The sequence below is a fragment of the Streptomyces xanthophaeus genome, from assembly GCF_000725805.1.
GTDB classification, from domain to species: domain Bacteria; phylum Actinomycetota; class Actinomycetes; order Streptomycetales; family Streptomycetaceae; genus Streptomyces; species Streptomyces xanthophaeus.
In genome coordinates this window covers 22,967-49,152 of record NZ_JOFT01000008.1, presented here as the reverse complement: position 1 = coordinate 49,152, position 26,186 = coordinate 22,967, and the positions used below count along the sequence as shown (strand labels likewise).

General features: G+C 72.4%; 19 protein-coding genes. 12 read left to right on the top strand and 7 right to left on the bottom strand.

What is annotated here, in order from left to right; all coding sequences use genetic code 11:
- The first annotated feature begins 138 nt into the window (after positions 1–138).
- Entirely contained in the window at positions 139–570 is a 432-nt protein-coding gene (locus IO30_RS47495; RefSeq protein WP_280824013.1) for a hypothetical protein, read from the top strand.
- A gap of 12 nt (positions 571–582) precedes the next feature.
- On the opposite strand, the gene rox is transcribed toward IO30_RS47495, so the two are convergent.
- Positions 583–2,010 carry a rifampin monooxygenase gene (rox, locus tag IO30_RS0100185; RefSeq protein ID WP_031137904.1) on the bottom strand — a complete coding sequence of 476 codons (1,428 nt, stop codon included), beginning with the start codon at positions 2,008–2,010 and terminating at the stop codon, positions 583–585.
- A gap of 282 nt (positions 2,011–2,292) precedes the next feature.
- Here rox and IO30_RS0100180 point away from each other — a divergent pair, with 282 nt between their 5' ends.
- Positions 2,293–3,666, top strand: a complete 1,374-nt coding sequence (locus tag IO30_RS0100180) for an LCP family protein (RefSeq protein WP_031137902.1) — start codon at positions 2,293–2,295, stop codon at positions 3,664–3,666.
- A gap of 16 nt (positions 3,667–3,682) precedes the next feature.
- Here the strand turns inward: IO30_RS0100180 and IO30_RS0100175 are convergent, their stop codons facing one another.
- Positions 3,683–4,591, bottom strand: coding sequence for an aldo/keto reductase (locus tag IO30_RS0100175; RefSeq protein WP_031137900.1), 909 nt, complete (start codon positions 4,589–4,591; stop codon positions 3,683–3,685).
- A gap of 241 nt (positions 4,592–4,832) precedes the next feature.
- Here IO30_RS0100175 and IO30_RS0100170 point away from each other — a divergent pair, with 241 nt between their 5' ends.
- The 4 genes from IO30_RS0100170 (at position 4,833) to IO30_RS0100150 (ending at position 9,180) form a co-directional block, all read left to right on the top strand.
- Positions 4,833–5,300: a hypothetical protein gene (locus IO30_RS0100170; RefSeq protein ID WP_031137898.1), complete on the top strand. Its 468-nt coding sequence runs from the start codon at positions 4,833–4,835 to the stop codon at positions 5,298–5,300.
- A 197-nt stretch (positions 5,301–5,497) separates the two neighbouring features.
- On the top strand, positions 5,498–7,651 hold the full coding sequence (gene helR / locus IO30_RS0100165) for an RNA polymerase recycling motor ATPase HelR (protein ID WP_031137896.1): 2,154 nt from the start codon (positions 5,498–5,500) through the stop codon (positions 7,649–7,651).
- 155 nt (positions 7,652–7,806) lie between these two features.
- A complete protein-coding gene (locus IO30_RS46575) occupies positions 7,807–8,364 on the top strand; it encodes a DUF5133 domain-containing protein (RefSeq protein WP_234321764.1) in 558 nt (185 codons plus the stop codon).
- A 12-nt stretch (positions 8,365–8,376) separates the two neighbouring features.
- Positions 8,377–9,180: a hypothetical protein gene (locus IO30_RS0100150; protein WP_031137894.1), complete on the top strand. Its 804-nt coding sequence runs from the start codon at positions 8,377–8,379 to the stop codon at positions 9,178–9,180.
- Here IO30_RS0100150 and IO30_RS0100145 read toward each other — a convergent pair whose 3' ends face one another.
- The 5 genes from IO30_RS0100145 to IO30_RS0100120 all read right to left on the bottom strand — a co-directional run bounded on the left by IO30_RS0100145 (position 9,181) and on the right by IO30_RS0100120 (position 14,373).
- The gene (locus IO30_RS0100145; protein WP_157853051.1) at positions 9,181–9,825 is read right to left on the bottom strand and encodes a carbonic anhydrase; all 645 of its coding nucleotides are present in this window, start codon (positions 9,823–9,825) and stop codon (positions 9,181–9,183) included. It lies immediately after the preceding gene.
- Positions 9,826–10,388: 563 nt separating this feature from the next.
- Positions 10,389–11,717: a cation:proton antiporter gene (locus tag IO30_RS0100135; protein ID WP_051901744.1), complete on the bottom strand. Its 1,329-nt coding sequence runs from the start codon at positions 11,715–11,717 to the stop codon at positions 10,389–10,391.
- 9 nt (positions 11,718–11,726) lie between these two features.
- Positions 11,727–13,007, bottom strand: coding sequence for a beta-ketoacyl-[acyl-carrier-protein] synthase family protein (locus IO30_RS0100130; protein WP_078904456.1), 1,281 nt, complete (start codon positions 13,005–13,007; stop codon positions 11,727–11,729).
- Entirely contained in the window at positions 13,004–13,291 is a 288-nt protein-coding gene (locus IO30_RS0100125) for an acyl carrier protein (RefSeq protein ID WP_063768206.1), read from the bottom strand. The genes IO30_RS0100130 and IO30_RS0100125 overlap by 4 nt, the downstream gene beginning before the upstream one ends.
- A 65-nt stretch (positions 13,292–13,356) precedes the next feature.
- Positions 13,357–14,373: a beta-ketoacyl-ACP synthase III gene (locus IO30_RS0100120; protein ID WP_031137888.1), complete on the bottom strand. Its 1,017-nt coding sequence runs from the start codon at positions 14,371–14,373 to the stop codon at positions 13,357–13,359.
- A 509-nt stretch (positions 14,374–14,882) separates the two neighbouring features.
- Here IO30_RS0100120 and IO30_RS0100115 point away from each other — a divergent pair.
- The 6 genes from IO30_RS0100115 to IO30_RS0100090 are packed head-to-tail and all read left to right on the top strand — an operon-like array spanning position 14,883 to position 26,182.
- A complete protein-coding gene (locus IO30_RS0100115; RefSeq protein ID WP_051901743.1) occupies positions 14,883–15,890 on the top strand; it encodes a GNAT family N-acetyltransferase in 1,008 nt (335 codons plus the stop codon).
- Entirely contained in the window at positions 15,887–16,957 is a 1,071-nt protein-coding gene (locus tag IO30_RS0100110) for an SDR family NAD(P)-dependent oxidoreductase (RefSeq protein WP_157853049.1), read from the top strand. Before IO30_RS0100115 ends, IO30_RS0100110 begins: the two co-directional genes overlap by 4 nt.
- Entirely contained in the window at positions 16,950–18,773 is a 1,824-nt protein-coding gene (locus tag IO30_RS0100105) for a fatty acyl-AMP ligase (RefSeq protein ID WP_157853048.1), read from the top strand. Before IO30_RS0100110 ends, IO30_RS0100105 begins: the two co-directional genes overlap by 8 nt.
- Positions 18,770–19,057, top strand: a complete 288-nt coding sequence (locus IO30_RS0100100) for an acyl carrier protein (RefSeq protein WP_031137884.1) — start codon at positions 18,770–18,772, stop codon at positions 19,055–19,057. The genes IO30_RS0100105 and IO30_RS0100100 overlap by 4 nt, the downstream gene beginning before the upstream one ends.
- A complete protein-coding gene (locus IO30_RS41570; protein WP_051901740.1) occupies positions 19,050–22,985 on the top strand; it encodes a type I polyketide synthase in 3,936 nt (1,311 codons plus the stop codon). The genes IO30_RS0100100 and IO30_RS41570 overlap by 8 nt, the downstream gene beginning before the upstream one ends.
- On the top strand, positions 22,982–26,182 hold the full coding sequence (locus IO30_RS0100090; RefSeq protein WP_051859456.1) for a type I polyketide synthase: 3,201 nt from the start codon (positions 22,982–22,984) through the stop codon (positions 26,180–26,182). Before IO30_RS41570 ends, IO30_RS0100090 begins: the two co-directional genes overlap by 4 nt.
- The last annotated feature ends 4 nt before the right edge of the window (positions 26,183–26,186 follow it).

The following is a 26,186-nucleotide window of genomic DNA, read 5'->3' as shown; positions in this document are numbered from 1 at the left end:
GGGCCGGTGTCGCCACCTTCGTGATGCGCGGCCGCGAGTACCTCGTGGCACTCAAGGCCGACGGACGAGATATGCGACCCCCGCAAGGAGATCCCCGGGCTGCCCGGGACCACGCGGCACTCCGCGCGGGAGATGAAGGTGGCCGAGCGGCTGATCAGCGCCCTGGCCATGGAGTGGGAGCCGCAGACCTTCCACGACACCTTCCAGGAGAAGGCCGCCGCCCTCATCGACGCCAAGAAGGCCGGCGAGACGGTCGAGAAGGCGGAGCCGCCCGCCAAGGCCACCGGCGCGGTCGACCTCATGGACGCGCTGCGCGCCAGCGTCGAGCGGGCGCGCAGCCCCAAGGACACCCGGGAGAAGGCGGCCGCCACGGCCCGGCCGAAGAAGGAGGCCGCGGCGGCACCGAAGAAGCGCGCCGCCGCCCGAGCCGCCCCGCTCCGGTCGCTGACGAAGGCCGAGCTCTCCAAGAAGGCGGCGGCCGCCCACGTCCCCGGTCGGTCCTCGATGAACCACGACCAGCTCGTGGACGCCCTCACCGACAGCGCGGGCGGGGCGAAGCGCGCCGCGTAGCGGCTGCGGCGCTCAGCCGACGGGCGCGCCGAACCACTTCTCCAGGTGGACCAGCAGCTCTGCCCGGTCCTCACCGGCCCACGCCACGTGCCCGTCCGGCCGCAGCAGTACCGCGGGCACGTCCAGTTCCTCGCTGACGTCGACGACGTGGTCGACCCGGTCCGCCCAGCCCGTCACCGACAGCCGCCCGGTCTGGTCGAGCAGCAGTCCGCGGCCGCCGTGCATCAGCTCGTAGAGCCGCCCCCGCTTCAGCCCCAGGTCCCGCATCCGGCGCCCGAGCAGCTCATGGCCCTCGCCGAGGTCGTAGCGGACCTCCACCGCGGTGATCATCCCGGTCACGTACCGGTTGACCTCCTCGAAGTCCATCAGCTTCGAGAACAGCCCCCGCAGCGCGGTCGCACCCGGATCGCTCCCCAGCAGGGTGATCTGGGCGCGGGTGTTGTCCAGCACGGTGGCGCCGACGGGGTGCCGTTCGGCGTGGTAGCTGTCGAGGAGACCCTCCGGTGCCCAGCCGTGGACCGCCGCGGCCAGCTTCCAGCCGAGGTTGAACGCGTCCTGTACGCCGAGGTTGAGCCCCTGACCACCCGTCGGCGGGTGGATGTGTGCCGCGTCGCCGGCCAGCAGCACCCGGCCGACCCGATAGCGTTCGGCCTGCCGGGTGGCGTCGCCGAAGCGGGACAGCCAGCGCGGTGAGTGCGCGCCGAAGTCGGTGCCCGCGAAGGCACGCAGCTGCTGCTGGAACTCCTCCAGGGCCGGCTCCTTCGTGCGGTCCTCGGACACCCCGTCGGCGGGCACGACGACGCGGTACACCCCGTCCCCGAGAGGGGCGGCCCCGAACCGCAGCTGGGTCTTGCGGACCTCCTCGCCGATGGCGGCGATCCTCTCCGGTTCCTCGGTCATCTCCATCTCGCCCAGCAGCGTCTCGACCGTGGCGGGCTCACCGGGGAAACCGACGCCGATCAGCTTGCGCACCGCACTGCGGCCGCCGTCGCACCCCACGAGGTAGCGCGCCCGCAGGCCCGTACCGTCCGCCAGCTCGACGCCCACCCCCTCCTCGTCCTGGCTCAGCCCGACCACCTCGCAGCCGCGCCGGATCTCCACGCCGACTTCGCGCGCGTGCTCGCCCAGCAGCCGCTCGGTGACCGGCTGGGGGGTGGCGAGGCCGTACGGGTGCGCCGTGTCCAGACGGTCGGGCCACGGCTTGACGATGCCGCCGAAGAGGCCGCCCACCTGGAACTTCTCACTGACGGCGAGGAAGCGGTCCAGCAGGCCGCGCTGGTCCATCACCTCGACGCTGCGCGCGTGCAGGCCCTGGCCGCGGGACTGCGGGGTCGGCTCGGTCAACTTCTCCAGCACGACGACGTCGACTCCGGTCAGCCGCAGCTCACTCGCCAGCATCAAGCCGGTCGGTCCACCGCCGACAACGATGACGTCCCTCATACATGCCCCATCTCCGCAGTTCCTGGCCTCGACGGGCGATTCTGCGGTACGACCGGGGCCTTGCCGCAAGCCCCCCTGTGCGCTATAAATTGAGAGTGGCAAGGAGTGGGTTCACCTCCTTGCCTTTGTCGTTTCCTCTCTCCCCCCCCGCCAGACGCGCCCCGAGCGGTGGCGTCCACTTCGGGGACACGCTCACGTTGTCCGGCGTGTAGCGCCGCGTCACGCACTCTGCCGAACTAATGTCCCGACTTGTCATATTTGTTACGAGTGCGGAGATGTGCGTTGCGTCGACTCACTGTTGCCCTCACGCTGCTGGCCACCCTCGCCGGAGGCTCCTACGCGAGCTCGCAGGCCGTCTCCGCCGAACGGGACACCCCGGACGGCAGCCGGGGAACGAACATCCTGGTCGTCGGGAGCGACAGCCGCGCGGGCCTGTCGGCTGCGGAGAAGCGCCGCCTCCATGTGGGCGGCGAGGGATGCAACTGCACCGACGTGATGATGCTCGTGCACCTGTCCGAGAACAAGCGCCGCGCGAGCATCGTCTCCATCCCCCGGGATTCCTACGTCCAGTACGCGGACGCGGCGGGCCCGCCAGGAGCCCCGCCCGCGGCCCCGGGTTCCGCCCCCTTCGGGAAGATCAACGGCGCCTTCAAGATCGGCGCCGGAGCCTTGGCCGTACGCACCGTCGAGAAGGCCACCGGCCTGCACATCGACCACTACCTCGAGACCGGATTCACCGGCTTCGAGCAGGCGGTCGACGACCTCGGCGGCGCGACCGTCTGCACGGACAAGCGGATGCAGGACGACGGTTCCGGCCTCGACATCCGGGCCGGCGTCCACCGCCTGGACGGCAACGGGGCACTGCGCTACGCCCGGGCCCGGCACCAGGACCCGCCGGGTGACCTCGGCCGCGTCCGCCGCCAGCAGCGCCTGGTGAACGACCTGCTGGCCCGGCTCAGTGCCGAGGGTGCCCTCTCGGGCCCCATCAGCACGGCCCGCACCGTCCGCACCCTCCTGAAGTCCGTACGCACCGACGAGCGGACGGGCCTGGACGACCTGGTCCGCATCGGCTGGGCGCTCGGCCGTCTCAAGCCCGAACGCACAGAGTTCGCCACCGTACCCATCCGGCTCTTCGACCACCGGGTACCCGGAGTGGGTTCCACACTGGTGTGGGACGAGGCGCGCTCCGCCGCACTGTGGGACGCCCTGCGCGCCGACCGCCCCCTCACCGGCGACACCCGTATCCAGCCCGTGCCGGAGACCCCGGTCGGGACGAACCCCGCCCGGATCCGGGTCCGCGTGGACGAGCCGGCCGCCGCCGCGGCACTGCTGCGCAACGGCTTCCTCGTCACCGACACCTCGCAGTCCGCACCGGCCGTCCGTCCCGACGGGCCGCCGGTCATCCGCTACGCCGCCGGTCTGGAGGCGGACGCGGCCACCCTCGCCGCCGCGCTGCCCGGCGCCCGCCTCCAGGCCGTCCCGGGCCAGGACAACTCCTTCGACGTCGCCGTCGGTACGCAACCCGTCGTGGTGAAGACCGTCACGTACGACCGCAACACGGCCGAAGGCGCCCCGGTCACCGCCGACACCCTCCGCTGCCCCGGCGCTCCCCGGCCGGCCGGGTCCGTCACCGCCGCGGGCGCGCCCCGCCCCTGACGGGGAGGGCCGTCCTTCACCTCCCGGCCCGGTGGAGGGAGTCCAGGAGGGCCAGTTCGTCCGCGGACAGGCGCAGGGCGCCGGCGGCCACGTTGGCCTCCAGGTGGTCCGGATCGCCGGTGCCCGGGATGGCCAGCACGTGCGGCCCCCGGTGCAGCGTCCAGGCCAGCCGCACCTGCGCCGCACTCGCCCCGTGCGCCCGTGCGACGGCCAGGAGCTCAGGACGGTCGACGCCGCTCGCGCCCGCCTGGCGCCCGGTACCGGCGATGGAGTAGAACGGCACGAACGCGATCCCCTGTTCGCCGCAGGAGCGGACGAACGCGTCGTACTCGGGTCGCACGCCGATCCCGTACATGTTCTGCACGCAGACCACGGGTGCGATGGCCTGGGCCTCGGCCAGGTGGTGGGGCTGGATGTTCGACAGCCCCAGGTGGCGGATGAGACCGGCCCGGCGGAGCTCGGCGAGGGCGCCGAAGCGCTCGGCGATCGAGTCGGCGCCGACGATGCGCAGGTTCACCACGTCGAGGTGGTCCCGGCCGAGCTGGCGCAGGTTCTCCTCCACCTGGCCGCGCAACTGTCCGGGACCGGCGTGCGGCAGCCAGTCGCCGGACGGGTCGCGGCCCGGCCCCACCTTGGTGGTGATCACGAGATCGTCCAGGCGGGGGCCCAGTGCACGGCTGATCAGCTCGTTCGCCGAGCGCAGCGGCGAGAAGTAGAACGCGGCGGTGTCGATGTGGTCCACCCCGAGGTCCACGGCCCGGCGCAGCACGCCGATCGCCTGACTGCGGTCGCGGGGAACGGCGTCGGCGGTGAGCGCCTCGCCGTTCTGCGGCAGTCGCATCGCGCCGAAACCGAGCCGGTTGACGGTGAGGTCGCCGAGCTGCCATGTGCCCGCTGCCGCTGCTGTGATCGTCTGTGAGTTCATGTCCGGGATGGTCTGCGCCGGGCAGGCAGCGGGGCCAGTGATTAAGGCACGGACGAATCGTCGGCGCGGCCTTGTTGATGGACCGTCACCATCAGGGCCGTCCGTGTGCGAGGCCGACCGTGCGCGCCGCGCCCGTGGTCTACTGGCCGGGCGCCGTGGCGGATCCGGCGCGGCGGGGGTGCCAAGAAGGCTGTGAACAAGGCTGTGAACAAGGCTGGGAACAGGGCTGCAAGCAGGGGGAATGAAGGAAGTGGCCGAGCCGACGGACGAGGAACCGCCCGAGCACCTGCGCTTCGCCCGGTACCGGCAGGCCTTGGAAGCCGTCGCCGAGGCGGACGAGGCGGGTCTGCTCGCCGCCGTCCTGCGCGACGAGGACGAGGTCATGGCGGAGAGCGCGGTCGGCCTCCATCTGGACCGCCGGGCCGCCGACCTGCTGACCGGACCCGGCTTCGACCCGTGGGCCCGGGTCGTGTCGGAGGTGATCGCGGAACGCCGCTTCCTCACCCGCCGCCTGCGCGAGTGGACCCTGCTGCGCACCGTGGCCCTGGACGGGGCCTGGTCCGCCGAGGAACTCACCGGCGCATCCGACTGGTTCCAGCGCATGGCCGCCACCACACAGATAGTGACCTCGCCCGAGGCCCTCGGCCTGCTGGCGGAACGCGGCCGGACCCGCCGCGTCCGCAATGCGGCAGGCCGTCGACTGGGATGAAGCGGGTGGGAGCTGGTCCGTCCGATGCGGACGAGGGACACAAGGAGGACGACCCACTCCTTGCCACTCTCAACTTATAGCGCACAGGGGGGCTTGCGGCAAGGCCCTGGTGCTCGGGCAGAATCGCCGACTCAAGCCAGCAGCCGCAGAAAAAACGGGAGATTCACGAAGTGCATGCGTGGACCGGAGCCGATGCCATGACCCCCCTGACCACCAGCGCGTTCGACCTTCCCGAGCACCTTTCCCCCAAGGCCGCCCCGGCACTGATCGGCGGCGACGAACGGCACTTCGCTGCCATCGCGCAGAGCCTCGAACAGGCCATCGCCGAGGTGTCCGACAGCCGTGAGGCCGCACGCAGGGCGCCCGGTGGCAAGGGCCGGGAGGCCATGGACCGCGACGCGGAGATCCACCGCCTGACCGCACGCCTGCGCACCCTGCGCCGATTCGGGCTGGACCTGTGCCTGGGCCACTTCGTCCGCGCGGACGACACCGAGCCCGTGTACGTCGGCCGTCTCGGCCTCACCGGCAGCGAGGGGCGCCGCGTCCTGGTCGACTGGCGTTCCCCCGCGGCCGAGCCGTTCTTCGCGGCGACCCATGCCAACCCGATGGGTCTGGCCAGCCGCCGCAGGTACCGCTGGAACCGCGGCCGGATCGGCGACTACTGGGACGAGGTGTTCACCGCCGACGGCCTCGAAGGGCACGCCGCCCTCGACGACCAGTCCGCGTTCATCGCCAGCCTGGGCGGCAACCGGTCGGCCCGCATGCGCGACGTGCTCGCCACGATCCAGGCCGACCAGGACGCCGTCATCAGGGCCGGATCCCGCGGCGCCCTCGTCGTCGACGGCGGTCCGGGCACGGGCAAGACCGTCGTCGCCCTGCACCGGGCCGCCCATCTCCTCTACTCCGAACCCCGCTTGGGCCACCGGCGCGGCGGCGTCCTGTTCGTCGGCCCGCACCAGCCCTACCTGGCCTACGTCGCCGATGTCCTGCCCAGCCTCGGCGAGGAGGGCGTCCAGACCTGCACCCTGCGCGACCTCGTCGCCGAAGGCGCCGGGGCAGGGACCGAGACCGACCCGCGCGTGGCCCTGCTGAAGGCGTCCGCGGACATGGTCAAGGCCATCGAACCTGCCGTGAGGATCTACGAGGAACCGCCCACCGAGGGCATGACGGTCTCCAGCCACTGGTCCGACATCTGGCTGAGCGCCGCCGACTGGGCGGCGGCGTTCGAAGCGGTGGAGCCGGGAACTCCGCACAACGAGGCGCGCGACCAGATCCGCGAGGAACTGCTCACGATCCTCATCGACAAGGACGACAGCGAGGCCCCGCCCGAGCTGCTCCGCACGTCGCTGCTGCAGGACCGCGAGCTGATCAGGACCCTCAACCGCGCCTGGCCGATGCTCGACGCCGCCGACCTCGTCGCGGACCTGTGGTCGGTGCCCGCCTACCTGCGTAAGTGCGCCCCCTGGCTCGGCCCCGACGAGGTCCGCGCGCTCCAGCGCAAGGACGCCCACGCCTGGACGGTGTCCGACCTGCCGCTCCTGGACGCTGCACGGCAACGCCTCGGCGACGCGGAGGCGTCCGTGCGGGCGCGCCGCAACGAGGCCTCCCTCGCCGCGGAACGGGCGCGCAGGTCCGACGCCATCGACAGCCTGCTGCAGAACATGCAGATCGACGAGAGCGAAGGCGCGATGGGGATGCTGCACGGACGGGACCTCCAGGACAGGCTCATCGACGACAGCGCGCTGGCCACCGCCGAACCGGACCTGCTGGCCGGCCCGTTCGCGCACGTCATCGTGGACGAGGCCCAGGAACTCACCGACGCCGAGTGGCAGATGCTGCTGCTCCGCTGCCCGTCCCGGAGCTTCACCATCGTCGGTGACCGCGCCCAGGCCAGGCACGGGTTCACGGATTCGTGGCAGGAACGGCTGGAGCGGGCCGGGCTCGACCGGATCGAGGTCGCCTCGCTGAGCATCAACTACCGCACCCCGGAAGAGGTCATGGCGGAAGCCGAGCTGGTCATCCGCGCGGCGCTGCCGGACGCCAACGTGCCGACCTCCATCCGCAGCAGCGGTGTCCCCGTGACACACGGGTCCGTCGCGGATCGCGACGCGATCCTCGAAGCGTGGCTCGCCGAGCACGCCGACGGGATCGCCTGCGTCATCGGCGATCCCACGTTCCGGGCGACGTCCCGCGTGCGGTCGCTGACGCCACAACTGTCGAAGGGACTCGAATTCGACCTGGTCGTCGTCATCGACCCGGAGACCTTCGGCGAGGGCATCGAAGGGGCCGTCGACCGCTACGTCGCCATGACCCGCGCGACCCAGCGACTCGTCGTCCTCACCAGCTCCTGACCGCCGACGGTGTTCACGCCCGCCCGGAGTCGGCGGGTCGGCGCAGCCCGGCCGTCAAGGCAGACGGCGTTCTGCATATCGGTGGCACTCCGGGGGGAAATACCTTTCATGTGCGCTCCATCGCGCCATGTCCCCTTGGAATGAAGGGATCCACCATGTCGACGCCTGCCCACCGGTACCCCCACCTGTATCGCGTCACCGCTCGGGCCGGCCAGCAGCCGCCGACACCGCCCACGGCTGCCGCACGGGCGATGGGCATGGTGATGGCCGCGACCCCGTGCCCGGCGCGGGACGCCCGGTGCATCCTGGCCGCTGCCGCCGAACTCGCGGACGTGAGCGTGGACGACCTGGCGGCGGCCATGGCCGGGAGCGCAGCCGGCCCGCCCCTGCCCGTGCACCTGGAACGGGCACTGCGCCGTGCGGTCGAGGCGGCCCGGACCTCTGGCGTGCCACCGGTCAGGCCCGCCGGGATCAGGCCGAACCCGGCCCGGACCGAGGAAGTGCTGACGCGGCTGCAGGACTGCCGGGCCCGCCTGGCGGCCGCCCCCGGGGATCCCGACGCCTTGCGGGCCATGGACGACGCCGCCTACACCCTGTGCGTGCTCATGGGCAGGCCGGTCGCCCACGAGGCGGTCCTCGCTGCCGAGGAACAGCTCGCCGCCCGGAACCCGCAACCGCAGGTCCAGGGTTCCCGGTCCGCCCGCGCCGGGTGAGATCCTGAGCGGATGTACGAGACATCCGCCGCACTGGCGACCGCCCGGTGGCCGCTCACCGCGTCCGGGGAGACCGGCTGGCTGCGGGAACTGACCGCCGATGACGGGCTCACCGGGTTCAGGCCGCCGGGGCTGCCCGACGCGGCCTGGGTGCTCCACTCCATGTACGAACACGAACTCGGGCCGACCGGCATGTCGTACGTCGCCTACCAACAGGCCGTGCTGAGCAGCAGTAGCGGCAGGGGCAGCACCGCGGCCGGGGTCATTCCCGGCCTCGACCCCGGGGAGGTCCTCGGCGTTGACGCCGGAGAGCGCCCCGGCCCGCGCTGGCGGCGCCTTCGCTGGGCGGAGCTCGCGCGGCGGACCGGTGACCCCCTGGTGCCCGAGGGTCGGCTGCCCGGCTTCGACCCCTTCCCCTCGCACCGGAGGGCGGGCGGCTGGCCGGTCGGCACCAAGGCGCCGTCCGAGGGCCGGCTGGACCGCGCCGACTGGGACCGGCTGGTCGAGATCCTCGTCGAGCACAGCCCGGAGGGCGGGGAAACCCGCTGCCTGGCCTACTACACCCCGTTGGTGCTCGGGGCCGAGGACTTCGACAACCTGTGCGTCCGGGCCGGCCGGCTCGGGGACGCGAAGGCCCTGTACGACCACCCCGAAGCGGAGGTCAGCCCCTCCAACCTCTGGGCCCGGGACCGGTCCTGGGTCCTCTGCACGGACTACGACCTGTGGGCCACCAAGGTGGCCGGGCCCCCGGCGCTCGTCGAGGCCCTCCTGGGCGACACGGACATCGAGGCCGTACGCCTGCCCTGGGCGACCTGATCACGACCCGCGCGTCGGCTTCGCGATCAAGGGCCGGAACGAGCCGTCGCGGGGCTGGTAGACGTCGACCACTCCGTTCGTCGCGTTGTAGAACCAGGCGTGCAGCCGCAGTTGCCCGGCCCGCAGGCGCTGGATGCTCGGGTACTCCGCCAGATGCGCGAACTGGGTGAGCAGGTGGGCGCGGGCGGCCCGGTCCCACGAGCGCCCGTCGAGGGCGCCCTCGGCGAGGGTTCCGGCCGCTTCCTGGCTCGCCTTCCGGGAACGGGCGACGGCTATCCAGCGGCGCATGGCGGGGGAGACGGAGCCGGAGGACCGGTCGAGCAGGGCGGCCACGGCGCTGCAGCCGGAATGCCCGCAGACCACGACGTCGCGGATGTTGCGCTCCGTGAGGATGTGCTCGATGGTCGCGATCTCCCCGGAGACCACGTTCGGCTGGTACGGCGGCACCACGTTGCCGATGTTGCTCAGTTCGAACAGCCGGTCCGGCTGGAGGACGGCGACGCGCGCGGTGATCACCTGTGCGTCCGTGCAGGTGATGAAGAGTGCCTGACGGACGGGTTCGGGTGGCGTGCGGTGCGTGTTTCCGTGCTGGTGGGCGACGCGGGCGGACGCGTGGCGCGGGTGATTGGTGGCTAAGGGTCGCATGCCGCTGGGGACCTTTCTGACACGGCGGAATACCGAAGTGAGGGGCTTCGGGCGGTGGAACTCAGCCATGTCAGATCAGCCAACTCTGCAGCAGTGGACACAAGGAAGACGGAGGTGAGGGGCGCACGGAGAGCGCGTACGCCGCTGGAGGCGAAGTCGGAGCCGGTCCGGCCGTCACCGGGACTCCGCGCCGCGGCGCAAGGTCCGGCGGAGGCGGGTGGGCGGTGTCCTGGTCGCTCGCGCACCGGAGGCTGTTCGTGACCGCGTGGACCAGCGGCCCCGAACAGATCGCGCCGTCCGGTGCGCCGTCGTGGTGGGACCCGCCGACGGATACCGCGGGCCGGACCGCTGCGGCGGAGACGGCAGTGGCCGGCCCCGAGATGTCGGGCGATTCGATGTAGGGCGCTCCGTGGCCCAGGAGAATGTGTCCGAGCATGAAGGCAGGCAGGAGCGCCGAAATGGCGATTTTCAGCCAGCCGGTACATATGCGCGCCATGTACCGACCTCCCCCGTCGATTCACGCGTGTTGATCGTGCCTCACATCGGCACCGAATGGCCACCCACTATTCCCGCAACTGATCGACTCCTACCCGGGTGTCGGCCGCCCGCGGCGGTTCGCCGCGCGGCGTCGTGAAGGGCCGGCCCTGTGACAGGTTGAACAGGGGCAGGGCGCTCGCCGAGGTCACGAGGGCGACCAGGACCAGCAGCGAGAACGTCTTCTGGTTGATGATCCCCTCGGCCAGACCCACATTCACGAAGATCAGGATCATCAGGCCCCTGGCGTTCATCAGCGCGCCCATGGCCGATCCCTCGCGCCAGCTGAACCCCCGGGCCCGCATGGCGGCCATGCAGCCACTGTACTTGCCGACGAAAGCAGCGACCAGAAGTGCCATCAGGGGCAGCAGGGTTGCGGCCTCCGTGATGCCGCCGATCAGGGTGTTGAGTCCGGAGAAGGCGAAGAACACCGGGACGAGGAGCACTTGCACGACGTCCAGCAGGCGTTGTTTGACGGCCTGCTGGAAGGCGGGATCGCGCGGCATCGCCAGTCCCATGACGAATCCCCCGAAGACGGCGTAGACGCCGATGGCCTCGGTGAACCATCCGGCGGTCAGGACGGCCACGATGACGATCCAGAACTGACCGGTACTCAGATCCCCCTGCTCCCTGACCCGTTCACCGAGGGGGCGGAGCAGCCGGCGTCCGACGGTCAGTACGGCCACCGCGAACGCGACGGACAGCACGATGGTCAGGCCGCCTCCGAGGAGCCCCTCGTCACCGTGGAAGGCGACGAGGAGGGCGAGGAAACACCATGCGACCGCGTCGTCCACGGCCGCCGCGAGGAGCGCGAGCATGCCGATCTGGGATCTCTCCAGGCCCTGGTCGTACAGGAGCCGGGCGAGCATCGGGAAGGCCGTCACCGCAAGGGCGCCACCGATGAAGAGGGCGAACATGGTGGGGCTGACGTCCGTACGGGACAGTTCGTGATGGAAGGTCAGGCCGACGGCGCCGCCGAGCAGCAGCGCGGGGACCATGCTGGAGATCGCCAGCGTCGTGGCGGTGCGCCGGTAGCCGGGCGGTGCCTTCTCGTGGTCCAGTCCGAGGCCGACGAGGAACATGAACAGAGTGAGGCCGATGGTGCTCAGTACGTAGAGGACGGGTTTCACGGACGGCGCGAACAGGGACTGTTGGGCATCGGGAAGGATCCGGCCGAAGAGGGTGGGGCCCAGGGCGATGCCCGCCACCATTTCGCCGACGACGCGCGGCTGGCCGATCCGTTCGGCCAGTTTCCCGAACGTGGCGGACAGGGCCAGGATCACGAGGAGCGCGGGCAGGACGTCCAGGACGAGCTGCACGTTGGGGTCGGTGGCGGCCGCGAGCGGTATGGGTGTCACATTCCTCTCCTATGTCTTGCTGATCACGAGCACGGCGTTCTGGCCTCCGAAGCCGAAGGAGTTGCTGAGCGCGGCTTCCATGGTCAGGGCCCGGGGCTTTTCCGTGACGATGTCGAGTTCGACTTCCGGGTCTTGGCGGACGAGGCCTGCGGTGGGGGGCACCACCTGGTGGGAGAGGGAAAGCGCTGTCACCGCGGCTTCGAGGGCTCCGGCCGCGCCGAGGGTGTGGCCGGTGACTCCCTTCACCGATGTGGTGACGGGATGTCCGCCCAGTGCTCTGCGGATCATGCGGGCTTCGGTCACGTCGTTGAGCGGGGTGGAGGTCCCGTGCGCATTGACGTGCGCGATGTCGGACGGGCCGAGCCCGGCGTCGGCCAGCGCGATGCGGACCGCCCGCTCGGCGGCCTTGCCCTCCGGGTCCGGCCGGGTCTCGTGACCCGCGTCGGACGAGGCCCCGTACCCGCTGACGTAGGCGTGCACGGCGCTGCCGCGGGCCAGCGCGTGCTCGGGCCGTTCCAGTACGAGAACGGCCGCTCCCTCGGCGATCACGAAGCCGTCGCGGTCGACGTCGAACGGGCGGGAGGCTGCGTCCGGATCGTCCACCCGTCGTGAGAGCGCACCCGATTTGGAGAAGGCGGCGACGACGGACGGGACGACGCAGGCCTCCACTCCTCCCGCGAGGACGATGTCGCAGGCCCCGGAACGGAGCATCTCGCGCGCGATGCCGATCGCGGTGGCCCCGGACGCGCACGCCGTACTGATCGCCAGGCTCGGCCCGCCCGCCCCGCGGTCGGTCGCGAGCTGCGCCGCGACCATGTTGGTGAGCGACATGGGCACGGTGAGGGGCGAGATGCGGCCGGAACCGTGTTCCAGCATCGTGCGGTGTTCCTTCTCCCAGGTGCCGATGCCCCCCAACGCGGTTCCGAGGACGACGCCGACCCGGGGGGCGTCCCACTCCTGCGGAACCAGTCCCGCGTCGGCGACGGCCTGGCGCCCGGCCGCCAGCGCGAGCTGGGTGCAGCGGTCGAGCCGCCAGGCCGTGCGGCGGCCGAGGACCGCGTCCCCGTCGAACGCGAGCGCGCGGCAGGTGAGTTCGACGGGGAGCCCGGCCAGGGAAGCGTCGGCGACGGCCGTGGGCCGTCCGTCGAGGACGGTCCGCCAGGTGTCGGCAGTGGTGGTCCCGCCGGCCGTGATCAGACCGATGCCGGTGACGGCTGCCCGGAACGGCGGCCGGGCCGTTCCCGCCGCTGCCGCGCGGTCGTTCCGTGGAGGGGCACCGCTGGGGTTCATCCCGCAGTCCCCTCCTGCCCGGCTCCGGATGCGGACGTACCGAGCTTGGCGGCCACGATGCCGGCGGTGTCCCCGATGGTGTGCTCGGCGTTGAGCTCGTCCTCGCCGACGGGGACCCCGAAGACCTCCTGCAGGGCCAGCGACAGTTCGACGATCGCCAGGGAGTCGAGTTCGAGGGCGCTGAACGTGGCCTCGGGGGTGGCGTCGGACTTGTCGATCCCGAAGCGGGTGGTGAGAAGGGTGGCGACCTGCTCCTCGAACGAGGGCGGCGGTAGCGTGGTCATGGGTTTTCCTCTCGTGGGTGACGGGACGGCATGCCGGTTCGTGCGGCGTGCCGTTGTGCACGGCGTCAGGTGGTCTCCGGTCTGACGTCCGGCCAGACGAGGGCGGCTGCGCCCCAGGTGGCCCCGCCGCCGAACGCGGCGAGGAGCGTGCGGTGGCCCGGTCGCAGCAGGCCGCCGGAGGCGGCGTCGGCGAGGGCCAGCGGGATCGACGCGGCGGCGGTGTTGCCCGCGCGGTCGAGGTGGACCGCGCAGCGTTCGGCGGGAACGCGCAGTCGTTCGGCAACCGCGCTCAGGATCCGGGCGTTGGCCTGGTGGGCGACGAAGCAGTCCACGTCCTCGGGGGACCAGCCGGCCCGTTGCATGACCTCGGCCGAGGACTGCGTCATCCGGCTCACCGCGTGCCGGAAGACGGATCTGCCCTGCATGGTGAAGTAGCGTCCGCCCTCGGATCCGGAGGTTGGTTCGTGAGCGGCGGCGGGACGGCGTGAGCCGCCGTCGGGGACGGTGATCAGCTCGCGCAGGGATCCGTCGCTCCCGAGGGTCACGGGTCCGAGCGCACCCGGCTCGTCCGGGTCGCCCGCCCGCAGGACGACGGCCCCCGCGCCGTCGCCGAACACGGCCCGGGTGTTGCGGTCGTTCGGGGCGAGGATGGTGGAGAAGGCGTCCGCGCCGATCAGCAGCACGCGCTCGGCGGTGCCGGTCGCGATGAACCCGGCCGCGGCGGAGAGCCCGTAGAGGAACCCGCTGCACACGGCGGACAGGTCCCAGGCGGGCACGTCCACGAGACCCAGCCGGTGTGCCACGTCGGGCGCCGTGGCGGGGCAGGGGTGGTCCGGTGTGGTCGTCGCGAGGATGACGAGATCGACCGCCTCGCCTCCCGCGGATTTGAGGGCGCGCGATCCGGCCTCCACCGCGAGGTCCCCCGTGGAGATCCCGGGACCGACGATATGCCGCTCGCGTATTCCGGTTCTGGTCCGGATCCAGTCGTCGCTCGTGTCCAGGTATTCGGACAGTGCTTCATTGGTCACCACGTGCGGTGGTAACCAACTCCCGATTCCGCACAGTACGGTCGCTGGTTTCATGACTCCCTTCCTTCCTGGATATCCGTCAGGCAAGGAAAACGGAATGATTGCGTCATGTTCTGGTCAGGTTGCGGGGCAGAACCTAGCACGCAATGGAGACGGGTTCAAATAGGACTTGCATAAGGGGACAGTGCGGTGAACATGGTTTTCATTCACCGTGTCGTGGTGAAAACGGATCTCATTTGGATGTGCATTGATGCAGGTCAGAGGGTTGCTGGTGGGGGAGATGTGATTACTTCCGGGTGTTCATTGATCTGGGACCCCCCTGGCGAGTTGAATCCGAATCGGCCAAGTTCTTTTGCGGGCCGGCTGTGAGCCACCGCGAATCACGTGCTTGATATTCCGTTTATGGCCCGCCGGGCTCTTCAGGGGGAGGCGAGGACTTCGTGCTGTCAGTGATTCCCGTACGCGGTCACCAGATGGTGGACCGCTTCATCGGCTTTGCCGCTCATGTCTACGAGGGGGATGACCGGTGGGTTCCGCCGCTCGTCTCGGACGTCCGGAGATTCATGGATCCGGAGACCAATCCGTACTTCGCCGAGGCCGAGATCGAGCATTTCCTCGCGACCGACGCCCAAGGCCGTACGGTCGGCCGCATTTCGGCAAGTATCGATCCGGCCTACGTCGAACGCTTCGGCAAGACCGGGTTCTTCGGCTGGTTCGAGTGCGTTCCCGACCCCGAGGTCGCCTCCGCACTGCTCCGTACGGCCGAGGCGTGGCTCGCCGACCGCGGGATGGAGCGCGTCGCCGGGCCGTACTCGTACTGCGCCACCCAGGAGTTCGGCCTGCTCGTCGACGGCTTCGACCGGCAGCCCGCCGTGTTCCAGCCGCACAATCCGCCGTACTACGCCGACCTCCTCTCCCGGGCCGGCTACGCGCCGGACTTCCGGACGCACACCTTCAGCTGGCTCGGCGACCGGGACGCGGACACGATGGCCCGCCTGGTCCGCCGCGGGGACCAGGTGACCGAGGAGCTCGGACTCACCCTGCGCGACCTCGACCCCGAACGCTGGGACAGCGAGGCCGACCTGATCCAGGAGCTGCTCGCCGCTTCGTTCGCCGACAACCACGACATGGTTCCGATCAGCAAGTCCGTGCTGCGCTTCCAGTTCGGAGAGCTGCAGGAGCTCATCGACCCCCGCCTCACCCGGTTCGTCGAGTACCAGGGCGAGACCGTCGCCTTCAGCGTCCTGGCGGCGGACGGCAACGAACTGCTCAAGGAGGCCGGCGGCGAGCTCACGGAAGCGTTCATGGAGCGCTACCCGGAACTCAAGGCAGGCATCAGGGGCACCGTCGTCCTGATGATCGGAGTCCGTCCGCAGTACGCGGGACTCGGGATCGGACGCGTCCTCATCGGAGAGCTCGCCAAGGTCGCACTGGGCCGGGTGGCCCCGTACCGCGACGTGCACACCACGTGGGTGCACGAACACAACTGGCAGAGCAGGGCCTACATGAGACAGGCCGGCTCCGAGCCGGTCCGCACCTACGCCGTCTACGGGAAGGACCTGGTCCTGTGACCCGAGTGATGATCACCGGAGCGACGGGCAGTCTCGGTTCGGCCTTCGCCCGGCACCTCATCGAGGACGGAGCGGACGTCGTCGCGCTCCTGCGCGAAGGCGACGGACCGGGCGGACTCGAACGCCACCTCGACCGCTGCGAGATCCGGCGGGGCGACGTGACCGACCTGGAGTCCCTGGAACGCGCGATGGAGGGGATAGAGGAGGTCTACCACTTCGCCGGCATCGCGGTGACGCTCAACAAGCTGCACCCCCTCATGGAGCGGGTCAACGTCCAGGGCTGCGCCAACGTCGTCCGGGCGGCCGGATCGGCGGGCGTGCGCCGGATCGTGCACGCCTCGTCGATCTCCGCCATCGGGTACCCGGCCATCGGCGAGATCGCGGACGAGGACTTCGACATCTCCAGGTCGGCCTGCGTCAACAGCTACATGATCACCAAGCGGGCCGGCGAGCGCGAGATGATCAGGGGCTGGCGGGAGGGCGGCCCCGAGGTGGTGATCGTCAACCTCAGCGCCTGCATCGCCCCGTACAGCGACCGGCGCTACGGCTGGGCGATGCTCGTGGAGTCCGCCCGCAAGGGCAAGCTGGCGGCGTACCCCCTCGGCGGTGCGGCGTTCACCTCGGTCGAGGACATGAACTCCGGCCTGCGCGCGGCCATGGACAAGGGGCGGCCCGGCCGCCGGTACATCGTCTCCTCGGTGAACCTCACCTACCGGGAGCTGTTCACCCTGGTCAACAAGGTCGTCGGCGCTCCAGCACCCAAGCTGGCCGTACCGAATGCCGTCATCCGAGCGGCAGGCCTGGCCGGAGCCGTGGTGGCCGCCTTCCGCAAGGACCCCATGAACTCGCCGTTCATCGTCCCCGAGAACGCCGCCCTGACGGTCAACCAGCTCTTCTACGACACCAGCCGGGCCCAGCGGGAACTCGGCTTCAGACCCACCCCGCTGGACGAGTCCGTCGCCGAGGTCGACCGCTGGCTGAGCGGCCTCGCCCTCGACGAGATGCTCGGAGCGTTCGTGAAGGAAGGGGAGGCGGATGCCGGACAGCAGGCCCCGTTCCGTGGCTGAACCGCAGACCCTCGCACACGCACTGGCCCGGCACGCCGAGACCCGCGCCGACACCACGGCCATCGCGTACGCCACCAGCAGCGCCCGCGGTGACGAGGGCGCCGAGGAGGCGCTCGGCTACGGCGAACTGTACGGGCGGGCCCTGTCCCTGGGCGCCGTCCTGCGGTCCCTGCCGACCCGGACCCACGACCGTCCCTTCGTCCTCATCGCGCTGCCCAACGGCGTCGACTACGTCTCCTCCTTCTTCGCCTGCCTGACCGCCGACGCGGTCGCCGTCACCTATCACCCCCCGGCCCTGTCGACGGCGCGCGCGGGCCGCGCGTACGACCTGCGGCTCGCCCAGATCCTGCGCGATTGCGAGCCCTCGGCGATCATCGCCCGCCCGCAGCTGCACCAGCGGCTGCGCAAGGTGGCGGACGCGGCCGGACTTGCCCCGCTCATCCTCGACCCGCGGCAGCCCGGCACGACGGACGGCCCGTCAGGAGCCGGTGGCCGGGACGCGCCGCTCGCGCGGCCCGACCACCTCGCACTCCTGCAGTACACGTCGGGTTCCACCTCGGACCCCAAGGGCGTGATGGTCTCGCACGCGAACCTGGTGCACAACGTCCGCGGTATGACGAGCAGCCTCGGGACGGGGCCCGGCCAGGCCGCCGCCGGATGGCTGCCGCTCTTCCACGACATGGGCCTGATCGGGATGATCTGCCACCCCGTCTGGGCCGGCATGAGCGTGCACATGTCGACCCCCGCCGACTTCCTGCGCAACCCCCTGGGCTGGCTGCGCACCCTGACCCGGACGCGGGCGACCGTCACCTTCGCCCCGGACTTCGGGTACGCCACGGCCGTCCACAAGGTCCCCGAGGACCGTAGGGCCGGGCTGGACCTGTCCGGACTGCGCCACGCCCTGAGCGGGGCCGAACCCGTACGGCCCCACACGGTCGAACGCTTCGCCAAGGAGTACGCGCCGTACGGCTTCGACCCCCACGCGATGATGCCCGCGTACGGACTCGCCGAGGCCACCCTGGTCGTGAGCTGCCTCGACCGCCAGGCCGCGCCGGCCTTCCACGAGGTCTCGGCGGAGGCGCTCGGCAAGGAGCGGCGCGCCGAGGCGCCGGACGGCTCCCGGCAGGCCGTCCTGGTCGGATGCGGCCGGTCCCTGGCCCCCGACACCGAGATCGCGATCGTCGACCCGTCCACCGCCGTGCGCAAGGCGCCCGGAGAGGTCGGCGAGATATGGGTCAGCGGACCGAGCGTCGCCGGCGGGTACTGGGGCAGGCCCGAGGACTCCGCGCGGGTCTTCGGCGCCCGGCCCGAGCCCGCCGCAGGCGCCGCAACGGGCTCCGGCCGCACCTACCTGCGTACGGGAGACCTCGGGGTCTGGTACGAGGGCCAGTTGTGCGTCGTCGGCAGGATCAAGGACGTCATCGTCCACCGCGGGACCAACCACTACCCGCAGGACCTCGAAGCCACCGTCGAGTCCTGCCACCCGGCGCCGGTCCGCGCCGCGGCGCTGAGCGTGCCGGAGCCGGATCACGGGGCCGGGGGACACGGCGGCGAGCGGATCGTGGTCGTCACCGAACTGACCGCCTACGGCGACGACGTCGACTACGACGCCATCGCGCAGGCGGTGCGCAGTGCCGTACTGGAGGAGCACGGCATCCCCCTGGCTGCCGTCGCCTTGCTGAAGGCGGGAGCCGTGCCCAGGACCACCAGTGGGAAGGTCCGGCGCCAGGAGGGGGTCCGGCGTTGGAACGCCGGTGAATTCAAGCCCGTCGCCGAGTGGCGCCGGGAACGGACATCCGAAGGGGGACACCGGTGAGCACCGAATCTGGGACGGCCGGGGACGAGCGTTCGATCGCCGCGATGCTGGAGAGCGCCGTGGCCGAGGACCTGGAGCTGCCCGACGGGCTGCGGGTCGGGAGACTGACGACATTCGTCGACCTCGGGCTCGACTCGGCCGGGGTCGTCTTCCTGGCCGGCCGGGCATCCGAGTACCTGGGCGCGGAAGTACCGCCCGAGTGGGTCTTCGACCACCCCACCATCCAGCAACTGGCGCGGTTCCTCGCGCAGCACGCGGTCACGTCCGGGGACGGTCATGCCTGACGCGTACGACAGGCTCGGCACCGATCACGAACGACCGGGCGGACGTGCGGAACCCGTCGCCGTCGTCGGACTGGGCTGCAGGGTGCCCGGCGCCGACAGCCCGCAGGCCCTCTGGCAGCTGCTGCGGGAAGGGCGCGACGAGATCACCGGCATCCCGCCGGAGCGCGAGGCCTTCGCAGCCGCGGTACGCGCGGCGGGAGACCGTGCGACGGGCGCGCAGTGGGGCGGCTTCCTCCCGGACGTCGACCGCTGGGACCCAGAGTTCTTCGGCATCTCCGCGGCCGAGGCGGCCAGGATGGACCCGCAGCAGGCGCTCGCCCTGGAGGTGGCCTGGCGGGCCTTCGAGGACGCCGGGATCGTGGTGGCGGACCGCGCCGGGAGCCGCACCGGCGTCTTCATCGGCCAGGCCACCCACGACTACGCGATGACCGTCGGCGACCGGCCGGGCGCGGCCGCCGGACCGTTCACCAATCCCGGGATCTCCCACGCGGTCACGGCCAGCCGGCTCTCCTACCTGTGGGACCTGCGCGGTCCCGCCCTGTCCGTGGACACCGCGTGCTCCTCGTCCCTGGTCGCCGTGCACCTCGCGGTGCAGAGCCTGCTGGCCGGTGAATGCGATCTGGCGCTCGCGGGCGGGGTCAACGCGCTGCTGTCGCCCGTACCGCAGCTCGGCGCCGCGGGGCTGACCGCACTGGCCGCCGACGGCCGCTGCCGCACCTTCGACGCCGCCGGGCAGGGATACGTGCGGGCGGAGGGGGCGGGGGCCGTGGTGCTGCGCCGCCTGTCCGACGCGGTGGCCGCGGGCGACCACGTCCACGCGGTCATCCGGGCCACCGGCGTCAACCAGGACGGCCGCACGAACGGTCTGACCGCGCCCAGCGGCCGGGCCCAGAGCGAGCTGATCGGGGCCACCCTGCGGCGTGCGCAGGTGGCGTCCGCCGAAGAGCTCGGCTACGTCGAACTGCACGGGACCGGCACGCCCCTCGGAGACCCGATCGAGGCCCGCGCGCTGGCCGCCGGGGTGGCGGCCGGGCTGGGGGAGGGGCGGGGTGACGGCCTGGCTGACCCGGACCGTGCACCGCTCCTGGTCGGCTCGGTCAAGGCGAACATCGGGCATCTGGAGGGCGCCGCCGGGATCCTCGGTCTGATCAAGGCCGCCCTGGTGCTGAGCCACCGGTCGGTCCCCGCGAACCCGCACTTCACCACCGTCAACCCGCTCATCGACCTGGACCGGCTCGGGCTACGGGTGCCGGTCGAGGAGGCGCCGTGGCCGGAGGCCGCCCGGTTCGCGGCCGTCAGCTCGTTCGGGTTCGGCGGCACCAACGCCCATGCGGTCCTGGAGCGGGCACCGGATCGAACTCCAGTGCGCGCCAAGGCGTCCGGGACGGAGGGGCCCGTCATGCTGCCCCTGTCCGCCCACGACCCGGAATCGCTGGCCGAGGTCGCCGAATCCTGGCAGGAAAGGATCCAGGGCGCCGCCTCGTGGGACGAGGTGCGCGACGCGGCCCGTGCCGCGGCGGAACACCGCGCCCACCTCCCCTGGCGGGCCGCAGTGGTCGCCGCCGACAGGGAAGAACTCCTCGACGCACTCAAGCGGCTCGCCTCGGGCGACCGCCGTCCCCAGCGGTCGGCACCCGTCGCCGAGCCCCGCCTCGGCTTCGTCTACTCCGGGCACGGCTCCCAGTGGGAGGGCATGGGGCGCGAACTGCTGCGCACCAGCCCGGCCTTCGAGCAGCAGGTCACGGTGGTCGACGAGGCCCTGGCACCGCTGCTCGGCTGGAGCCCGATGGCCGTACTGGCCGGCCGGCAGCCCACCGATCTCGACGACATCCGGGTCACGCAGCCGCTCATCATGACCGTGCAGCTCGCCCTCACCGCAGCGCTCGCCGGGAGCGGCGTACGCCCCGCCGCCGTCGTCGGCCACAGCATGGGCGAGGTGAGCGCGGCCGTCGCCGCCGGCCGGCTCGACCTCGCCACGGCCTGCCGCGTACTGACCGCCCGCAACGACGCCGTGACGGCGGCCCGGGGCACGGGAGGCATGGCCGTCGTGGAAGCGGGCGCCGAGGAGGCGCGTACCGTCCTGCGGCGACTGGACAGCCCGGTGACCGTGGCCGCGGACAACAGCCCGCGCGCGTGCGTCCTGTCCGGACCGACCGCCGAACTGGAAGCGGTCATGGCCGAGTTCGTGCGCCTCGGACGCGACGCCCGGCCGGTCAAGGTCGACTACCCCTCGCACGGCCCGATGATGAACGGGCCCGCCGGACGGCTCCTGGAGGCCCTCGGCTCCGTCGACTCCGCGCCCCACGGCACCCCGGGCGCCGCGGACTTCTACTCGACCGTCCACGGCGCCCTCTTCACCGGCCCCCTGGACGCCGACTACTGGAAGGCGAACCTCTCCAGCCCGGTCCGGGCCCAGGACGCGATCACCTCGATGACCGACGCCGGAATCACGCACCTGCTGGAGATCAGCCCCCACCCCGTCCTGCTCGCGGCGGTCCGCGAATGCCTGCAGGAACTCGGAGCACCGGCGTCCGCCCTGGCGACGGTACGCCGCGACACCCCGATGCCGTACGGCCTGTACGAGGTGACGGCCGAGCTCTACGAGCACGGATGGCGGCCCGGCGGAAACCCCGACGCCGCCACCCGTGCCCAGGCGCGGCGGCTCCCCGTGCACCCCTTCCGGCGCCGCCGGGTACAGGAGCCGGCGCCGCCCGCCCCGGCGCGCGCAGGCGCCGTCACGGACGGTCCCGGGACCCTTGCCGAACTGGGCTTCCAGCCCGGCACCTTCGTGGCGGACATCGCTGCCGCCGCGCTCGACGGCGACCACCGGGTGGCCGGCCGGACCGCCGTCTCCGCAGCCGGACTGGCCGCCCTGACCTGCTGGGCCGCGCAGGAGACCGGGCTGGGACCCGCCTTCTGGCTGCGCGACCTGGACCTGCGCGAACCCGTGCCGGTGGACCCGCAGACCCCCGTCCAGCTGGTCCTCCACCGGGCCCCCGGGGCCACCCGCCGGGCTCCCGCGCTGGTGTCCTTCCTCTTCCGCGAAGCGGGTACCTGGCACCCGGCGGCCTCGTGCCTGGTCGCAGCGGGCAGCCCCCCGGCCGGGCCGGCGACGGACGGCGCGCAGGTCCGCGCCGAGGTCGAGCTCGCCGGACCGCAGCCCCCGGGCCCGCGCCCGGCCCACGGGCCGAACCTCCTCGACCGGGCCCTTCCCGTCCTCGCCGAGGCCCTGTTCGCCGCACGCGCCGACGAGATCCGGCTCGACGAGGTCACCGTCACCCGGATCGACGCACTGCACCTCGACGCCGCGCTGTGGACGGCCGACCGGGCCACCGCGTACGGGTGGCTGCGGGGGACCGGCGAGGACCTGACGGTGGACGTGGCGCTGACCGGCCCGGCCGGACGGACGCTGGCCCGCGCGGAGGGCATCCGGCTACGGAGCCTCGCGCCCGGGGAAACACCGGCGGCGCCCGCCCCCGACGGGTCCGCGCCCGCCCCGCACGCGCAGGGGCCCGCGCTGCGGGCACGGCTCCTCGAAGCGGACGGAACCGAAGGACGCCGCGCGCTGCTGCGGCTGCGCCTGCGCGAGCTCCTCGGCGCGATCCTGCCCGGCGGACTGCCCGAGGACGAGGCCCTCGACGAGGCGCCCTTCGTCCACCTCGGACTCGAATCGCTGATGGGAGTGGAGCTGCGCAACCGCCTCGAGACGGAGCTGGGCCTACGGCTGTCCGTAGGGCTCGTGTGGACCCATCCGACGGTCGGCCGGCTCGCCGTGGCACTTGAGGAGATGACCCGTGAACACCCCGCCGGAGCCCCACCGCCCGGCACCGGCACCGACGCCCCCGCCGTGGCGCCGGACGCCCCACCCGGCGACCCGCTCGCACAACTGCTGGCAGAACTCGACCACACCGCGGAAGGACGGCCATGACCGATGACCTGACGGCACAGGCGCTGCTGCGGGCGACGCAGACCATCCGGGGCCTGCGCAGCCGCGTCGAGGAGCTGGAGGGCGCGCGGGCCCGGGCCACCGAACCCATCGCGGTGGTGGGGGCGGCCTGCCGTTTCCCGGGCGGTGCGAACAGCCCCGAGGAGTTCTGGGAACTGCTGGAGGACGGCCGCGACGCGGTCCGGCCGCTGACCGGAGACCGCTGGCGCGGCATCGACTTCAGCGCTCTGGACGATCCCGCGTTCGCCCGCATCGGTCAGCACGCCGGGCAGCTCGACGAAGTCGACGGGTTCGACGCCGGCTTCTTCGGCATCGACGCGGCCGAGGCGGACCTGATGGACCCCCAGCAGCGCCTCCTGCTGGAACTCACCTGGGAGACCGCGGAGCGGGCCGGCTGGACGCCCGAGGAGCTCCGCCGCACCCCCACCGGGGTGTTCATCGGCGTCAGCCACCAGGACTACATGTTCGCCGCGCTCGCCTCCCGGCCCGAAGTGACCAGCCGCCTCACCACCGGCAGCGGCTCACGGAGCCTGCTGGCCAACCGGCTCAGCTACCAGTACGGGCTCGAAGGCCCGAGCATGGCCGTCGACACGGCCTGCTCCTCGTCGCTCGTCGCCCTGCACCTGGCGGCCCAGAGCCTGCGGGCCGGCGAGTGCGACCGGGCCTTCGCCGGAGGCGTCAACCTCATCCTGTCCCCCCTGTCGACCACGATGACCGGGCGCGCCCTGCCGCTCGCCCCGGACGGGCGCACGAAGGCGCTGGCCGCCGACGCCGACGGCATGGTGCGCGGTGAGGGCGTCGGCCTCGTCGCACTGAAGCGGCTCTCGGACGCGCTCGCCGACGGCGACCGGATCGAAGCGGTCGTCCTCGCCGACGGGGTCAACCAGGACGGCCGGACCAACGGGCTCACCGCACCCTCGCCGGCCGCCCAGCAGACCCTCCTGAGCCGCACCCTGCGGGACTCCGGACTCCGGCCGCAGGACATCACGTTCGTCGAGATGCACGGAACCGGGACCCCCCTCGGGGACCCGATCGAGTACGAAGCCATCCGGGGGGCGTACGGCGCGGGCGGGCAGGACGCGCCGACCTGCTGGCTGGGATCGGTCAAGGCGAACATCGGACACCTGGAGTCCGCCGCCGGAATGGCCTCGCTGCTCAAGGTCGTCGGAGCGCTGCGGCACGGCCGCATCCCGCAGCAGATCCACCTCGCGGAACTCAGCCCCTACGTCGAGCTGGAGGGCGAGCGGTTCGCCGTACCGCGGAGCCCGCAGGAGTGGGTGCCCGCCGACCGGCGGATCGCGGCCGTCAGCTCCTTCGGCTTCGGCGGCACCAACGCGCACCTGATCGTGGCCCACCCGGACGCGGTGCCCGCCGTCCGGGCCCACCGCGACGGAGCCACGGCCACCGCGCCGCCGCCCGAAGAGCAGCACGGCGCGCCGGTCCTGATGCCGCTGTCCGCCAAGTCGGCCCCGGCCCTCGTCGCGCAACTGGACCGGGCGGCCGCACTGCTCGGCGGCCTGGACGCGGCGGAGGTCCACGGCGCCGCCGCAGCCGCGGCCCGGCGCCGGGCACACCACCCGTGGCGCGCCGCCGTGTCCGTGGCCCGCCCCGAAGAGCTCCCGGCAGCACTGCACCGGGCCGCGGACCGCCTGCGGACCGCCGCGGGCGCACCGGCCGTCCCGCAGCGGCTCGCCTTCGTCTACTCCGGGCAGGCCGCGCAGTGGCCCGGTATGGGCATCGCCCTGGCCGGCCACGACGCGGAGTTCCGCGAGGAACTCACCGCGTGGGACGAAGCCGTCGCCAAGGCGGGCGGCCCGCCCCTCCTGGACACCCTCGCGGGCCAGGACGCGGAACGGGCCCTGACCGACACCCGCTTCGCCCAGCTCGCCCTCGCCGCCCTCCAGGCCGCGCTCACCGAACGGCTGCGCCGGTGGGGCCTGGAGCCCGCAGCCGTCTGCGGGCACAGCGTCGGCGAGGTCGCAGCGGCCTTCGCCGCGGGCGCCCTGACCCGGGAGCAGGCCGTGGGCGTGCTGCTCGCCCGGGGCGAGGCGCTGCACGAACACGCCGCGGGCGGCGCGATGCTCGCCGTACGGGCTCCGGCGGACGAGGTGCGGGCCGCGCTGGCAGCGGCCTCGGACCGGGCCGGCGGCCTGTCGGGAGTGGGCGTCGCGGCCGTCAACGGACCCGACACCACCGTCCTTGCGGGACCGCGCCGCCAGATCGACGCCGTACGGGAGCACCTGCGACCGTGGCGCCTCACCCCCCTGGACACCGGCTACGCCTTCCACAGCCCCCAGCTGGCGCCCGTCGCCGCACGGCTGCGGGAGGAGCTGGCGGGGCTGCGCCCGGGGCCGGTACGGGTCCCGTTCTACTCCACGGTCACCGGCACCGCCCGGGCCGGAGAGGGACTGGACGCCGGGCACTGGGCCGACAACGCGGCGGGACCGGTGGCGTTCGCCGACGCCGTCGCCGCGATGCTCGCGGACGGGATCACCGGCTTCGTGGAGCTGGGACCGCACCCCGTGCTGCTGTCCCATCTGCGCAGGGCCCTCGGGGACGCCGGGGTGCCCGGCGTGGCCGTCGCCACCCTGCGCAAGGACCAGGAGGAACGGCTCGGTCTGCGCGCGGCCCTCGGCGCGTTGTGGTCCGCCGGAGCCGCGGTGGACTGGGCGGCCGTCCACCCCGGCCGGACACCGATGGCCGCGGCGCTGCCGACCTACCCCTGGCAGCGCGAGCGGCACTGGCTGACGGGCGGCGCGGAGCCGACCCCGGCGGCCGGCCGGCCGAGTGCGGACGCCGCCACCGGCGCGCCCGCTCCCGACGGGCCGGGGCAGGACGAAGCCGCCGTCCTCGGCCGGCTGACCGCCCACCTCGCCGACTTCATGCACATCGATCCCGCCGTCCTCGACCCGGACCGCTCGGCCCGCGACCTGGACATCGATTCGGCGTCCTTCGTCGAACTCAAGAACCGGCTGGAGAGCGAACTCGGCTCCGCGATCCCCATCACCGCCCTGACCGAGGGCGCGAGCCTGCGCGAGATCGCGCGGACGCTCACGGCAGGAAACCGGCGCGGTCCCACGGCCGAGGAGGCCCGGACCGCGCTCGACCACCTCGACGACCTGTCCGAGGAAGAACTCGACCGGCTGCTCGACGCCCTCGACACCCAAGACGAACGGTGAACGC